The organism is Haloarchaeobius marinus (assembly GCF_051207415.1).
In the GTDB taxonomy this organism is placed as follows: Archaea; Halobacteriota; Halobacteria; order Halobacteriales; family Natrialbaceae; genus Haloarchaeobius.
This window is the reverse complement of sequence record NZ_JBPKGD010000001.1, coordinates 226,110-240,656: the sequence shown is the minus strand read 5'-3', so window position 1 is coordinate 240,656 and position 14,547 is coordinate 226,110. Positions and strand designations below refer to the sequence as shown.

15 protein-coding genes are annotated in these 14,547 nt (G+C 68.8%); 8 read left to right on the top strand and 7 right to left on the bottom strand.

Features of this window, described 5'->3' with window-relative positions; translation table 11 throughout:
* Window positions 1-45: 45 nt before the first annotated feature.
* The 4 genes from ACSC1W_RS01285 (at window position 46) to ACSC1W_RS01270 (ending at window position 4,222) form a co-directional block, all read left to right on the top strand.
* Window positions 46-477 (top strand): methylated-DNA--[protein]-cysteine S-methyltransferase, encoded by a 432-nt coding sequence (locus ACSC1W_RS01285; protein ID WP_435344711.1) that lies wholly within the window; start codon window positions 46-48, stop codon window positions 475-477.
* A gap of 127 nt (window positions 478-604) precedes the next feature.
* Window positions 605-1,513 (top strand): serine/threonine-protein kinase RIO2, encoded by a 909-nt coding sequence (locus ACSC1W_RS01280; RefSeq protein WP_435344709.1) that lies wholly within the window; start codon window positions 605-607, stop codon window positions 1,511-1,513.
* Window positions 1,514-1,669: 156 nt separating this feature from the next.
* A complete protein-coding gene (locus tag ACSC1W_RS01275) occupies window positions 1,670-2,905 on the top strand; it encodes a trans-sulfuration enzyme family protein (protein WP_435344707.1) in 1,236 nt (411 codons plus the stop codon).
* A 60-nt stretch (window positions 2,906-2,965) separates the two neighbouring features.
* On the top strand, window positions 2,966-4,222 hold the full coding sequence (locus tag ACSC1W_RS01270; RefSeq protein ID WP_435344706.1) for an MFS transporter: 1,257 nt from the start codon (window positions 2,966-2,968) through the stop codon (window positions 4,220-4,222).
* A 9-nt stretch (window positions 4,223-4,231) separates the two neighbouring features.
* On the opposite strand, the gene ACSC1W_RS01265 is transcribed toward ACSC1W_RS01270, so the two are convergent.
* Window positions 4,232-4,810 carry a DJ-1/PfpI family protein gene (locus ACSC1W_RS01265; RefSeq protein ID WP_435344704.1) on the bottom strand — a complete coding sequence of 193 codons (579 nt, stop codon included), beginning with the start codon at window positions 4,808-4,810 and terminating at the stop codon, window positions 4,232-4,234.
* 51 nt (window positions 4,811-4,861) lie between these two features.
* Here ACSC1W_RS01265 and ACSC1W_RS01260 point away from each other — a divergent pair, with 51 nt between their 5' ends.
* Window positions 4,862-5,878, top strand: a complete 1,017-nt coding sequence (locus ACSC1W_RS01260; protein WP_435344702.1) for a deoxyhypusine synthase — start codon at window positions 4,862-4,864, stop codon at window positions 5,876-5,878.
* A 1-nt stretch (window position 5,879) separates the two neighbouring features.
* Here the strand turns inward: ACSC1W_RS01260 and pdhA are convergent, their stop codons facing one another.
* Complete coding sequence (gene pdhA, locus ACSC1W_RS01255) at window positions 5,880-6,986, bottom strand: pyruvate dehydrogenase (acetyl-transferring) E1 component subunit alpha (protein WP_435344700.1); 1,107 nt, start codon at window positions 6,984-6,986, stop codon at window positions 5,880-5,882.
* A 156-nt stretch (window positions 6,987-7,142) separates the two neighbouring features.
* On the opposite strand from pdhA, the gene ACSC1W_RS01250 reads away from it, so the two are divergent.
* The 3 genes from ACSC1W_RS01250 (at window position 7,143) to ACSC1W_RS01240 (ending at window position 9,260) form a co-directional block, all read left to right on the top strand.
* Window positions 7,143-8,066, top strand: a complete 924-nt coding sequence (locus tag ACSC1W_RS01250; RefSeq protein ID WP_435344698.1) for an alpha/beta hydrolase — start codon at window positions 7,143-7,145, stop codon at window positions 8,064-8,066.
* 67 nt (window positions 8,067-8,133) lie between these two features.
* On the top strand, window positions 8,134-8,472 hold the full coding sequence (locus tag ACSC1W_RS01245; protein ID WP_435344696.1) for a thioredoxin family protein: 339 nt from the start codon (window positions 8,134-8,136) through the stop codon (window positions 8,470-8,472).
* A gap of 134 nt (window positions 8,473-8,606) precedes the next feature.
* Window positions 8,607-9,260 carry a lactate utilization protein gene (locus ACSC1W_RS01240; protein WP_435344694.1) on the top strand — a complete coding sequence of 218 codons (654 nt, stop codon included), beginning with the start codon at window positions 8,607-8,609 and terminating at the stop codon, window positions 9,258-9,260.
* A 7-nt stretch (window positions 9,261-9,267) separates the two neighbouring features.
* Here ACSC1W_RS01240 and ACSC1W_RS01235 read toward each other — a convergent pair whose 3' ends face one another.
* The 5 genes from ACSC1W_RS01235 to ACSC1W_RS01215 all read right to left on the bottom strand — a co-directional run bounded on the left by ACSC1W_RS01235 (window position 9,268) and on the right by ACSC1W_RS01215 (window position 14,503).
* Window positions 9,268-10,038, bottom strand: a complete 771-nt coding sequence (locus ACSC1W_RS01235) for an HAD-IIA family hydrolase (protein ID WP_435344693.1) — start codon at window positions 10,036-10,038, stop codon at window positions 9,268-9,270.
* 66 nt (window positions 10,039-10,104) lie between these two features.
* Window positions 10,105-11,019, bottom strand: coding sequence for an ABC transporter substrate-binding protein (locus tag ACSC1W_RS01230; protein ID WP_435344691.1), 915 nt, complete (start codon window positions 11,017-11,019; stop codon window positions 10,105-10,107).
* 51 nt (window positions 11,020-11,070) lie between these two features.
* Window positions 11,071-11,418, bottom strand: a complete 348-nt coding sequence (locus ACSC1W_RS01225) for a hypothetical protein (RefSeq protein WP_435344690.1) — start codon at window positions 11,416-11,418, stop codon at window positions 11,071-11,073.
* Between the two features lie 57 nt (window positions 11,419-11,475).
* Window positions 11,476-12,852: an NAD-dependent succinate-semialdehyde dehydrogenase gene (locus ACSC1W_RS01220; RefSeq protein ID WP_435344689.1), complete on the bottom strand. Its 1,377-nt coding sequence runs from the start codon at window positions 12,850-12,852 to the stop codon at window positions 11,476-11,478.
* Window positions 12,853-12,943: 91 nt separating this feature from the next.
* Window positions 12,944-14,503 (bottom strand): carboxypeptidase M32, encoded by a 1,560-nt coding sequence (locus ACSC1W_RS01215; protein WP_435344687.1) that lies wholly within the window; start codon window positions 14,501-14,503, stop codon window positions 12,944-12,946.
* Between the last annotated feature and the right edge of the window lie 44 nt (window positions 14,504-14,547).

Genomic DNA, 14,547 nt, shown 5'->3' with positions numbered 1-14,547 from the left:
CGGACCGTCGACAGCGTTAGGGTCCCGTCGGTCCCATGCCGAGACATGCACGTGTCGGTCCTCGGCGGGTCGTTCGACCTCGACGACAGCCTGCTGGACGCCTCCCCGGAAGCGATTCGAGAACAGGTCCGCGAGTACGAGCGCGGCGACCGGACGGCGTTCGACGTGGCGGTCACGTTCCCGGACACCTTCACCGGACGGGTTATGCGTGCGATGGCCGAGATTCCGCCGGGCGAGACCCGGACCTACGGCGAGCTGGCGGCGGACCTCGACACCAGCGCCGTCGCCGTCGGGCAGGCATGCGGCCGGAACCCGGTCCCGCTCGTCGTCCCCTGTCACCGGGTCGTCGGGACGAACTGGCTCGGCGGGTTCTCGGGCGAGACGGCGGGCGACCGGGTCGACCTGAAGCGTCGCCTGCTCGAACACGAGTCGGCGCTCCCGGGCGACCGACAGGCGACGCTGGCGGACGAGTTCTGAACGCACGTCGTCCCCGGGGACGCTCCAGGGCCCCGCCCCGACCGTTCCGTGACGCGGGACGGTCTCCACCCCGGGAACAGACCCCGGACACATCGGGCTTTTACGCTGTGACCGGTTACGGGTCGCCATGGTGCAGAACGTCGCCCCGCTGATGGCGGACCTCGAACCCGAGGACTTCCACCTCCTCTCGGGCGTCGAGCAGGGGATGCGCTTTTCGGAGTGGGTCCAGCTCTCCAAGATTCCGAAGTTCTCGCGACTCACCGCGGAGGAGGTCGACTACCGACTGGACCGGTGTCTCGACCGGGGGTTGCTCGAACGGAAGACCATCCAGTACGAGGGGTACAAACTCCAGTTCGAGGGGTACGACGCGCTCGCGCTCCACACCTTCGCGGAGCGCGATACCATCCAGGGCGTCGGGTCCTCGCTGGGGGTCGGCAAGGAGTCCGACGTGTACGAGGTGCAGTCCTACCAGCCGATGGCGCTGAAGTACCACCGGGAGGGGTACACCAACTTCCGCGAGGTGATGAAAGAACGCGACTACACCTCCGACCGGGACCACGTCTCCTGGCTGTACACCGCCCGCAAGGCGGCAGAACGCGAGTACGAACGCCTCGAAGAACTCTACCCGCAGGTGTCGGTCCCCCGACCTGTCGACCACAACCGCCACGCCATCGTGATGGAGAAGATGACCGGCGTCGAACTCTCGCGTGCGAAACTGGAGGACGCACAGGTCGTCGGCGTCCTCGACCTCGTCCTCTCCGAGATGGCCGAGGCGTACCGGCAGGGGTACGTCCACGCCGACATGAGCGAGTACAACGTGTTCGTCGACAGCGACGGGGTCACGGTCTTCGACTGGCCCCAGGCCGTCCCGAGCGACCACGAGAACGCCGACGAGTTCCTCGAACGCGACGTCGGGAACGTCGTCGGCTACTTCGGCCGCAAGTACCCGAGCACGGTCCCCGAGGTGGACGCCGCGGCGGTCGTGGACGCCATCGCGTCGGGCGACTTCGAGTCTGTCCGGCGCTGCACCGCCTGAGCCACTCCGTCTCCGCAGTCAGCGCCGTCCAGGCGACCCGTCGTTCGCACGCAGATGTCGGCGAACCGACGGGGATACGCTCGAATAATAAACCAAATCGTGAAAATTACTAACGTTTGAAAAGTTATTAGCCGATTTGGTGCATTCCTGTAGACGATGGACGACAAGGAACTCGAGAAGCGATTCGAGACGCTGGCAGTTTCTCGCGGCGAAGAACCCACGCCCGGAGCGAAGCAGGTCGGCGACGTCGTCTCGCCGATACACCTGGCGTCGACGTTCGCCCTCGAGGGACTCGACACCGAGATGCGCCTCGAGGACGTCGACCCGAGCGCGGGCGAGTTCGTCTACTCCCGGCTCTCGAACCCGACGCGCCACGCCGTCGAGGAGCGCCTGGCCGCACTCGAGGGCGGCGAGCACGCGATGGCCTTCTCCTCCGGGACGGCGGCGATCTTCACGACCGTCCTCGGCACGGTCGAACCGGGCGACCACGTCGTCGCCTTCGACGACCTCTACGCGGGGACCCGGCGGATGTTCGAGGGCGTCTTCGAGTCGCGCCTCGGCGTCGACGTGACGTTCGTCGACGCGACCGACACCGGGAACGTCGCGGCGGCGATGACCGACGGGACGCGACTCGTCTGGATGGAGACGCCGACGAACCCGCGGATGAACCTCTGTGACGTCGCCGCCATCGCGGACCTGGCCGACGAGTACGGCGCGACGTTCGGCGTCGACAACACGTTCATGAGCCCGTTCTTCCAGCAACCCCTGGAACTCGGCGCCGACGTGGTGGCGCACTCCACGACGAAGTACCTCAACGGCCACTCGGACTCCGTCGGCGGCGCCGTCGTCACGAACGACGACGACCTCGCCGAGGAGGTCGGCTTCCTCCAGCAGGTCGGCGTCGGCGACATGCTCGCACCGTTCGACAGTTACCTCCTCCTGCGCGGGATGAAGACGCTCCCGATGCGGATGCGCCAGCACGAGGCCAACGCCGGCGCCATCGCGACGTACCTCGAGGACCACGACCTCGTCGAGTCGGTGTACTACCCCGGCCTGGAGAGCCACCCCCAGCACGACCTCGCCAGCGAGCAGATGTCGGGCTACGGCGGCGTCCTCAGCTTCGAACTCGCGGGCGACATGGCCGACGCGAAGGCGTTCCTCGAGGAACTCGAGGAGTTCAGCCTCGCCGTCTCGCTCGGCGGGGTCGAGTCGCTCATCGAACTCCCGGCGGGCATGACCCACGAACCGCTCCCGCGCGAGGAGCGCGAGGCTCTCGGTATCACCGACACGCTCGTCCGCGTCTCCGTCGGCGTCGAGAGCCTCGAGGACCTGCTCGACGACCTCGACCGCGGCTTCGCCGTCCTCGATGACCGACTCGCGGTGACGAACTGACCGGGACGGCCCCCGCGTCGAATCGCAACACCTTCGGACCAGACCCCCGGAGTGGGTCGCGTGTCCGACGACGAGACGCAGTTCTACGCACTCTACCTCACTCGCTTCGGGAGCGGCTTCGGCTTCACGACGCTGCTGACGCTGCTGCCGACCTACATCGACCTCTGGAACCCCTCGGGACTGGTGGTCGGCCTGTTCACCACGTCGTTCACCCTCGCCCAGACGGCCGCCGTGGTCCCGCTGGCGTGGGGTGGCGACCGGTACGACAAGCGGACGATGCTCGTGCTCAGCCTCGGCATCGGTATCGTCGCCTACGCCGGGTTCGCCGCCATCTCCGTCTTCGAGGGTGCGAGCCTGGAGTTCGTCGTCGCCCGGGGCGTCCAGGGCGTCGCCCTCACCGGGTCCGGCCTGATGACGCTCTCGCTGGTCGGGGAGCGGTCGGCCCACGACGAATGGGCGAGTCGCATCGGGACGGCGAACGCCTGGCGGTTCGCGGCCGCAATCGTCGGGGCGCTCTCGGCCGGGTACCTCTACGACCGGTTCGGGTTCACCACTATCTACGCCGTCATCGTCGTGTTGCTCGCCACGGTGTCGGTCTGGCTGTGGGTCACACTCGACCCCGACGAGACGTGCATCGAGGGCTTTCCCTTCTCGGACCTGGCGGTGAACGGGCGCATCCTCACCCTGACCAGCTTTCGCGCCCAGTACGCCGTCGCCGTGACGCTCGTCCGGACGTGGATACTCATCTACGCCGGCGTCGCGGCGGCGAGGGGCGGACTGGACTACGGCGAACTCGCGGTCGGGTTCGTCCTCGTCTCCGAGAAGACGACCAACATGCTCCTCCAGCCGTACACCGGCCGGCTCTCGGACCGGTTCGGGCGGTCCTTCTTCGTCTTCTTCGGCGGGTCGATGTACGCCGCCGTCGCGGTGCTGGTGCCGTTCTCCCCGTACCTCGGGGCGTGGCTCGGACTCCCGGCCAGCTATCCCGTCTTCGGGACGCTGTCGGCGGCGTTCCCCGTCCTCGTCGGCCTGAACCTGCTGCTGGGCGTCGCCGACTCGTTCCGCGAACCGGCGAGCATGGCCCTGTTCGCCGACGAGGGCAGCGACGGTGCGGGCGTCGCCTCCAGTTTCGGCGTGCGGGAACTCGTCTGGCGGCCCGGGAGCGTGCTCGCACCACTGCTCGGCGGGTACCTCATGGCCGGCCCCGGGATGCACTGGGTGTTCTTCGTCGGCGGTGCCTCGGCGATGACGGGCGTCCTCGCGTTCCTCGTCTCGCTCCGGCGGATGCAGGGGCCGGGCGCGCTGACGGAGTGGTAGCCGGGCGACTCAGACCCGGGGGACGTACTCCATCTCCGTGGCGACGGCGTCGCCCACGTCGTCGCCGCACTCCTGCCGGACGATGTACAGTGCGAGGTCCAGTCCCGCGGTGACGCCACCACAGGTGACGACGTCGCCCTCGTCGACGATACGCGACTCCTGCACGTCGGCGAACACGGAGAGGTCGTCCATGGCGGTGTGGTGCGTCGTCGCCGGGCGGTTCGTCAGGAGGCCGGCGGCCGCGAGCAACATCGCGCCGGTGCAGACGCTCGCGATGCGCGTCTCCGGCGCGAGCGTCCGCAACACGTCCGGTATCGTCCCGTCGTCGAACTCGCGGCGCACACCCGGTGACTCTCGGTCGTTCCAGCCCCCGCCCGGGACGAGGACGAGGTCCGGGTCCACGTCCTCGAGTGCGCCATCCGGTTCAAGCCGGAGGCCGTGACTGGCCGTCACGGTCACCGGTTCGGTGACCGTCACCAGTTCGGCACCGAGGTCGCCCCCGAGTTCCCCCGCCGTCTGGAACACCTCGTACGGCCCGATGGCGTCCAGTTCGTCGAACCCGTCGTACACCACGATAGCGACGTCCATAGGCCGAGTACAAGTGTAAGGCTCTTATCTGTCGGGGACGATTCCTGCCACATGACCGACGACACGAAGGACAACGTGATTCCGGGGTCCGACGAGGAACTCGACACGCCGGACGTCCGGGGCTACGACTTCACCGGGGAGTTCGACCTCGGCGACATGCTCGCCAGTTACGAGACGACCGGCTTCCAGGCGACACACCTCGCCGAGGCCATCGACATCGTGAAACGGATGCGCGACGAGGGCGCGACCATCTACTGCACGTACACGTCGAACATCGTCTCCTCGGGCCTGCGGGAGACGCTCGCGTACCTCTGCCGGGAGGACCTCGTCGACGTGATGATCACCACCTCCGGGTCCATCACCGAGGACGTCATCAAGACCGAGAAGCCGTTCAAGATGGGCCAGTGGGACGTCGACGAGGCGAAGATGCGAGAACGGGGCATCAACCGCCTGGGCAACATCTTCGTGCCGTCGGACCGGTACGTCTGGCTAGAGGAGTACCTCAACGACTTCTTCGAGGACTTCTTCGCCGAGGAGAAACTGCGGACGCCCGTCGAGTTCTCCCGCGAACTCGGCGCGACGCTCGACGACGAGCACTCCATCCTGAAGAACGCCGCCGACAACGACATCCCCATCTTCTGTCCTGCGCTGACCGACGCCGAGGTCGGCAACTTCCTCTACTACTACAGGCAGGGCTACGACAGCGAGGTCGGCATCGAGATACTCCAGGACTACGACGACCTCATCGAGGAGGGACTGCTCGCGGACGAGACGGGACTCGTCGTCCTCGGCGGCGGCATCCCCAAGCACCACGCCATCATGACCAACCTGTTCCGCGGCGGCGCCGACTACGCCGTGTACGTCTCGACCGGCGTCGAGGGCGACGGGTCGCTGTCGGGCGCGCCGCCGGACGAGGCCGTCTCCTGGGGGAAGATAAAGGAGGAGGCCACGAACCACGTCGAGGTGAAGGCCGAGGCGACCCTCGTCGTCCCGTTGCTCGTCGCGTCCGCGTTCAAGGAGTACGAACCGGAGACGGACGCGGTCGAGGCGACCGCCGCGGACGACTGAGTCAGTCCTCCAGCAGTTCGTCGTCGCCGAACGCCGACCGGAGGTGCCGGAGGTACTCGCGCTGTCGGTCCAGTTTCCCCGGGCGGTCCGCGTACGTGTACTCGAAGATGTTGTCCGGGTCGGGTTCGAACGACTCTGCCGTCTCGATCGCTGCGTCGATTCGGTCGTCGACGTCGGCCTCGACGACTTCGACGTCCGCCTCGTCGATACGACCGGTCTCGAGCAGGAACGACTCCAGTCGCGGCACCGGGTCGTACCGCTTCCACTCCTCGGTGCGTCGCTCGTCCCGGTAGACGCCGGGGTCGTCGGAGGTCGAGTGCGCGCCGAGGCGGTACTGGACGGCCTCGACGAGCGTCGGGGCCGGGGCGTCGCCCGGGGACCGGGCCCGTTCGACCGCGTCGCGCGTGACCTGGTAGACCGCAAGCGGGTCCATCCCGTCGACGCGGACACCCTCGAACCCGTAGGCGTTCGCCTTCTGTGCGATGGTCGCACTCGCGGTCTGGCGCTCGCGCGGGACCGAGATGGCCCACTGGTTGTTGTTGCAGAAGAAGACGACGGGCGCGTCGAAGACGCCGGCGAAGTTCAGCCCCTCGTGGAAGTCGCCCTCCGAGGTCGCGCCGTCGCCGAAGTGGACGAGCGAGACGCGCCGGTCGCCGTCGAGCGACGACGCCCAGCCGTGCCCGACGGCGTGGGGCACCTGCGTGGCGATGGGGTTCGCGACGGGGAAGACGTTCCAGCCCCCCAGGGCGGCGTTGCCGGCCTCGGAGCCCATCCAGTACTCCAGGCTCGCCGCCATCGGGACGCCGCGGGCGAGGATGGCACCCGTCTCGCGATAGCTGGGGAACAGCCAGTCGGCGTCGTCGAGCGCGTGGACGCTCGCGACCTGCGCCCCCTCCTGCCCGTAGATGGGTGGGTACGTCCCCATCCGACCCTGGCGCTGGAGCGAGACGGCCTTCCGGTCGAACGCACGCGCCAGTTTCAGGTCCTCGTAGAGGTCGAACAGGCCGTCGTCCGACAACGGGACCGACGCCCCCTCGACGAGCGACCCGTCGACGTCGAGCACGCGATGGACGTCGTCGCCGTCGTCCGGTGTGACGAGATGAGACATACGGAGCTGTCTGGAACGAAGGCAGTTGATGCGATAAAACTGCCGCCACGCACCCGCAGTCACCGGCCGGGGAGTCGCGGACGTCACCGCGAGACGGCGCTCCCGAGCAGGGCATCGACACCTACCCTTAACCCGCCACTGTCCGAAGCACCGGTGGTGAACGCGCTCGACCCGGAACTCCGGCAGGCGGTGGCGGACTTCCCGGACCACCCTCGCTGGCACGAACTCGGCGTCGCCGAGGCCCGACGGCTGGAGGACGACCGCTTCTCCAGCGACGCGGTGCCGGGCGTCGAGACGGTCGACCGGCGCGTCCCCCGCGACGGCGACTCCCACGTGCCGGTCCGGACGTACCGGCCGCCGGCCCTCGACCGGCCCGCACCCGCGCTGGTGTTCGCACACGGGGGCGGGTTCGTCCTCGGGACGCTCGACTCGGCCGACGACCTGGCGCGTCGACTCGCGGCCAGGACCGGGAGCGTCGTGGTCTCCGTCGACTACCGGCTCGCCCCGGAGCACCCGTGTCCGGCCGCCGTCGCAGACGTGGCCGCCGTCGTCGAGTGGGTGCTGGAGGGGACGGCCGACCTCGGCGTCGACCCGGGGCGCGTCGGCGTGGCTGGGTCGAGCGCCGGTGCGAACCTCGCCGCGATGGCACGCCGGCGGGTCGACGCCCCCGGTCGAACGCTCGCTCCACAGGTGCTCCTGTACCCGATGCTCGACCCGGACCTCGGCCTGCCGGCCCACGAGGAGCACGCCGGCGCTCCGTTGTTGACCCGTGCCGACCTCGAGTGGTTCTGGCGGCGATACCGCGACGGCGGGTCGATACCGGCCGACGACGGGCGACTCTCCCCCCTGACGGCGGGGGTGGACGGGGACGCCCCGCCGACCGTCGTCGTGACGGCCGGCGTCGACCCCCTCCGTGACGACGGGACGACGTACGCACGGGCGCTCTCGGACGCCGGGGTACCCGTCGAGCGTCTCCACTACCCGGCGGCCTGTCACGGCTTCCTGTCGATGGCCGGCGACTCGACGCTCGCGACTGCGGCGTGGGCCGACCTCGCGGCCGCAGTGCTGGCGTATCGTTGACCCGGCCGGGTCGGCCGCCGCCGCCCGACGGAAAGGATATACGGTCGTCGGGCACCCACCCGTGGACATGGCTGCACAGAGCGACGCGAAACCGGTCCGACTGGCCGACGGCGCGGAACTCGACGACCTCCTCGCCGAGGAACCCCTCGTCCTCCTCGAACTGTACACGTCCGGGTGCAGCGCCTGCGCGGCGATGGAACCGGTGCTCGGGACCGTCGCCAGGGTGACCGACGCCACGGTGGCGATGGTCAACCCGGGCGACGACATCTCGCTGGTCGACCGCTTCGACGTCCGGAGCGTCCCGACCCTCGTGCTGTTCCGCGACGGCGAGCAGGTCGCGACCCTCGCGGAGGGCTTCGTCGGCGTCGAACGGGTCGTCGAGTTCGTCGAGGACCACGGTGTGTGACCCGGTGTCGTGACGTCGCCGTAACCTGCTGACGTCGACGTCCGAGAGCAGTTATACCTGGCCGGCCACAAGTACCGGGTGCGAGGCGGCGGCGGTTCGCGCCGCCGCGATTCCACCATCCGACAGCGACAGCCATGTCAGAGAAAGCAGAGTACCTCACGACGGTATCGGCGGACGAATCGTACGACCGACTCCCCGACGAGGAGACGGTACGGGAGACGGTCGAGAACCTCGAATCCCGCGGGTTCGACGTGGTCGTGGTCGACACGGCCGAGGAGGCCCTCGACGCGGTCGTCTCGGAGATTCCCGACGACGTCTCGGTGATGAACGGCCACTCCACGACGCTGGAGGAGATCGGCTTCGTCGAGTACCTGGACGACGGCGACCACGACTGGGAGAACCTCGCCGGGCAGGTCTGGGAGATAGACGACGACGACGAGCGACAGCAGTTCCGCCGCGAGGCCCAGACCGCGGACTACTTCCTCGGGAGCGTCAACGCCATCGCCGAGACGGGCGAACTCGTGGCGGCCGACGCCTCGGGGAGTCGGGTCGGCGCGTACCCCTTCGCCGCCGGCAACCTCGTGCTCGTCTCCGGCGTGAACAAGATAGTCGCGGACCTCGACGCCGCGTTCGAGCGCCTCGACGAGTTCGCGTACCCCCTCGAAGACGCCCGTGCGCAGGACGCCTACGGCGTCGGTTCCGCGGTCGCCAAGCAGTTCGTCTACCGCCGCGAGAACGAGGCGGGGCGGACGACGCTCGTGCTCGTCCGGGACAACCTCGGCTACTGACCCCGGCTCACAGTATCGACGCCACGTCGCCCAGCGACTGGAGGACGTGGTCCGGGTCGATGCCAGACCCACCGATCTCTTCGCGACTCGTCGCACCCGAGAGCACCAGCGCCGACTCCATGCCGGCGCGTTCGGCCATCAGGATGTCCGTTCTGAGGTTGTCGCCGACGACGAGACACTCCCCCGGGTCGACGCCCAGGCGCGTGGTCACCGCATCGGCCATGTGCTCCGAGGGCTTGCCGACGACGAGGGGGTCGCGCCCGGTCATCCCCGTTATCGCGCCGATGGTCGACCCGGCACCGGGTTTCAGTCCGTCCTCGGTCGGAATCGTCCGGTCGGTGTTCGTGGCGACGAACAGCGTCCCGGGTTCGAACGCCCGGAGCGTCTCCGTCAGGAGGTCGTAGTCGATGTCCAGCGCCTTGCCGGCGGCGACCACGTCGGCCGGTCCCGACTCGACGACGGCCAGCCCCGCCCGTCGCACCTCGCCGCGGAGCACGTCCGACCCGACGACGAACACCGTCGCGTTCGGGTGGTGTTCGGCGAGGTACGTCGCCGTGGCGGAGGCGGAGGTCGAGAGACCGCCCACGTCGCCCGGGATGCCGAGCGACTCCAGAGTCCGGGGGAACGTCTCCCGGTCGACGCCGGTGCTGTTGGTGACGAAGTGAATCCGGAGGCCGGCGTCCTCGAGTGCTGCGATGCCCTCGTCCGCGCCGGGTATCAGCTGGTGACCGCGCCAGACGGTGCCGTCGAGGTCGAGGATGGCCGCGCGTCGTGTCATCGGTCGGTGGTTCGTGACGGACGACGGTAACTCTGGTTCCCGCCGGATGGACGGCGTGGCCGACCGTCACCGGACGGCCGCCAGTTCCGAGAGGTTCGTCGCCACGTCCGGCGGCGGCGTCTCGAACTCGTCGTGGAGGACGCCGGCCAGGTGCTCCAGCGAGTCCACGACGCGTGGACCCGGGCGGTTGAGGTAGTGGTTGCCGTCGACGGCCCACACCTCGTCGTCCTGCACGGCTGTCAACGCCGCCCAGCCGGGTCGGTCGGTCAGGTCCGACAGGTTCGCCCGGGTCTGGGCGAGGTCGAAGCCACAGGGTGCCACGACGAGCGCGTCGGGGTCGTAGGCACGGACGTCGTCCCACTCGCGGGGACGGGAGGGGTCGCCCGGCGCGGCCATGCCGTACTCGCAGTTGGCGTGGTGGACGAGTTCGGGCACCCAGTGACCGGCGACCATCACGGGGTCGGTCCAGTCGAGCACGGCGACGCGCCGGTGCTCGCACGCCCGGGCACGGTCGGCGACGGCGTCGACGCGGGTCTGCAGCGACTCGACGAGGCGTTCGGCCTCGTCGTCGCGGTCGAGGAGGGAACCCAGGGTCAGCACGTCGTCGAGGACGTCCGAGACGCTGTGGGGGTCCGTCGTGACGACGTCGGGGTTCGCGTCGATGCGGTCGACGGCCGCCTCGACCAGCGCCTCGTCGACGGCGCAGACGTCACACACGCCCTGCGTGACGACGAGGTCCGGGTCGAGGTCGTCGAGCAGGTCCACGTCGACGCCGTAGACGCTCCCGTGCTCCGTCTGGGCGGTCTGGACCTGCCGGTCTATCTCGGCGGTCGCCGCCGTCGCGTCGACGTGGCTGTACTCGACCGACGGGACGTCCAGGGCTGCGGCGGGGTGGTCGCACTCGTGGGAGACGCCCACGGGTTCGACGCCGAGCGCGAAGACGATCTCCGTCGCCGACGGGAGCAGCGTGACGACGTTCATACCATCTGTAGGGAGCGGCACCGAAATAAATCGACTGTCCTCGGCAGGTCCCTACACGAACGCGAAGACGAAGACCACGAGTCCGCCGAAAACCATCAACAGTGCACCACGGCGGCGCTGGGCGACGTCCTCGCTCGCGACCTCGACCGCGTCGAGGTCGTCGACGCCCTCCACCCGCGCCGCCAGCCAGACGGTGTACGCCTCGGCGAAGGTCGCGTAGACCGTCCCGACGGCGACGAGGAACGCGCCGATGACCGCGATGCGGGTGTCCCCGGCGTCGAGTCCGAGCGCCGGGACCGACGCGCCGGTGACGACGACCGCGACGATGGCCGCCGCGAAGACGAGGCCCGTCGCTGCGAGCGCCCAGTTCGCACGAGTGATGTCGCGTTGTCTGCTCATGGCCGTCACGTGACACCAGTCGGGTTTATCGGTGCCGAATCGCCGCGACCGGTTCGGTCACTCGGCGTCGGCGCTCTGGACCCACACCGTCTTGCGGTTGGTGAACTCGCGGATGCCGTCGCGTGCGAGTTCGCGGCCGTAGCCCGAGATGCCGACGCCGCCGAAGGGCAGGCGTGGGTCCGACTTCGTCATCTCGTTGACGAACGTCGCACCGGCCTCGATATGGTGGGCGACGCGCTCGCCCCGGTCGAGGTCCGCCGTCCACACCGACGCGCCCAGTCCGTACGGCGAGTCGTTCGCCACCTCGACGGCCTCGTCCTCGCTGTCGACGCGGAAGACGGCCGCGACGGGACCGAACGTCTCCTCGCAGGCCGCCGGCGCGTCGGCCGGCAGGTCGGTCAACACCGTCGGCGGGTAGAAGTAGCCCTCGCGGTCCATCGGTTCGCCGCCGACGAGACACTCGGCCCCGGCCTCGACGCTCTCCGTGACCTGCTCGTGGAGGTCCTGCAGCAGGTCCTCGCGGGCCTGTGGGCCGAGGTCCGTCGACTCGTCCATCGGGTCGCCGACGGTCCACGACTCCATCTCGTCGACGAACGCCGACAGGAACTCGTCGTACACGTCGTCGTGGACGACGAAGCGCTTGGCCGCGATGCAGGACTGCCCGCTGTTCTGCAGGCGGGCCGACGCCGCCGTCTCTGCCGCCGCCTCGACGTCGGCGTCGTCGAGCACGACGAACGGGTCAGAGCCACCGAGTTCCAGCACCGTCTTCTTCAGTTCCTCGCCCGCCGTCGACGCCACCTGCTTGCCCGCGAACTCGCTCCCGGTCAGGGTCACCGCCCGGACCCGGTCGTCGCGGATGACGTCGTTGGCCTTCGAGCCGCCGACGAGCAGCGTCTGGAACGCCCCGTCGGGGAAGCCGGCCTCCTCGAACACCTCCTCGATGGCCAGCGCGGACTTCGGGACGTTCGAGGCGTGTTTCAGCAGGCCGACGTTCCCCGCGACCAGGTTCGGCGCGGCGAACCGGAACACCTGCCAGAACGGGAAGTTCCACGGCATCACCGCCAGCACCGGCCCGATGGGTTCGTGGTGGACGTACGTCGTCGCGTGCTCTGCACCGCCGACGACCTCGTCCTGCAAGTACTCCGGCGCCTTCTCTGCGTAGTGCTCGCACACCCAGGCACACTTGCGAACCTCGCCTCTCGCCTGCGAGATGGGTTTCCCCATCTCGACGGTCATCAGTTCCGCGTACCGGTCGACGTTCTCCCGCAGGACGTCCGCCGCGTCGCGCATGAGCTGCCGACGGTCGTTCATCGGCACCTCGCGCCATGACTCGTAGGTGTCCGCCGCCTGGGCGAGCAGTTCGTCCACCTCGTCGTCGGTGTGCTCTTCGACCGTCTCGACGTGTTCCCCCGTCGCCGGGTTGATTCGGTCCATGTCTCTGGGTTTGCGTAGCTGGCACTACTAACTTTGTCCCCGACGACGAGGGGTCGCCCGCCCGGGCAGAAAAGCGAGGTCGGAGTCTGACCTACAGGTCGTAGAGGTCGCCGTACTTCTCGGTCACGTAGTCGACGAAGTGGTCGGCGGTGAACGACTCGCCGGTCGCCTCGCGGACGAGGTCGTCCGTCGTGTACAGACAGCCGTGCTGGTGGACGTTCTCGGTGAGCCACTCGTGCAGGTCGTCGAACTCGCCCTCGCGGATGCGGTCGTCGAGGTCGCCGAGGTCGTCCTCGGCGGCGTCGTAGAGCTGTGCGGCGAGGACGGACCCAAGCGAGTACGTCGGGAAGTAGCCGAAGCTCCCGTGGCTCCAGTGGATGTCCTGCAGACAGCCCTCGGCGTCGGTGTCTGGACGGATGCCGAGGTACTCCTCGTACTTGTCGTTCCAGACCTCGGGGACGTCCTCGACGTCGAGGTCACCGGCGATGAGTTCGCGCTCGACCTCGAAGCGGACGACGATGTGCATGTGGTAGGTGAGTTCGTCCGCCTCGACGCGGATGAGGTTGTCCTCCTTGACGGTGTTGGCGGCCTCGTAGACGTCCCGCGGGGTCGCGTCGTCGAGTTGCGGGAAGCGCTCCTGCATGACGGGGAGGAACCGTTCCCAGAAGGGGAGCGACCGGCCGACGTGGTTCTCCCAGAGGCGGCTCTGGCTCTCGTGGACGGTCAGGTCGCGGGACTCGCCCAGCGGCGTGGCGTAGTGCTCGTCCGGGAGGCCCAGCGTGTACGTCGCGTGGCCGAACTCGTGGATGGTCGAGGTGAGCGCGCCCAGCGGGTCGGCGGGGTTGAACCGGGTGGTCACGCGTGCGTCGAACTGCGTGCCGGTCGAGAAGGGATGCGGCGCAGTGTCGAGGCGGCCGCGGTCCCAGTCGTACCCGAGCGTGTCGAGCACGTCGCGGGCGAGTTCCTCCTGCGTGTCGGGGTCGAACTCGCCACCGGAAGACGTGACGTCTTCCGAGCCTCCGCTCGCTTCGCTCGCGGAGACCTCGAAGGGCGTCGCGAGGTCGACGTCGGACTCGCGCACCGCCTCGACGAGGGGGACGAGTTCCTCGCGGAGCCGTTCCAGCGTCTCCTCGGCGGTGTCCAGCCCGAGGTACGGTTCGTAGTCCTCGAACAGCACCTCGTAGGGGTCGGCGTCGGGGTCGATGTGCTCGGCGTACTGGCGCTTGAGGTCGACCAGTTTCTCCAGGGTCGGTGCGAAGGTGGAGAAGTCGTCCTCCTCTCGTGCCTCCTTCCACGTCGGATGCGCCTCGGCGGCGGTCTGGGAGATCTCCTCGACCAGTTCCGTCGGCACGCGAGTCGCGCGCTCGTGCTTGCGTCGGACCTCGCGGACGACGGCCTGCTGGCCCGCGTCGAGGTCGGCGTCCTCGAGGTCGTCGAGGTACTGGGCCATCTCGTCGCTGGTGAGCAGTTCGTGGCTGAGGGCCGAGAGCGCCGAGAGTTGCTGTGACCGGGCGGGCGTCCCCTCCTCGGGCATCATCACTTCCTGGTCCCAGTTGAGCAGACCCTGCGCGCTCCCCACGTTCGAGATGCGCTTGACGGTCGCGAGAAACTCCTGGTAGGTGTCCGATTGCGAGGCGGCTTCCGTTGCCATGCGAGAGTGTTTCGAATCGGAACACATGAACTTCCCCATTCCGT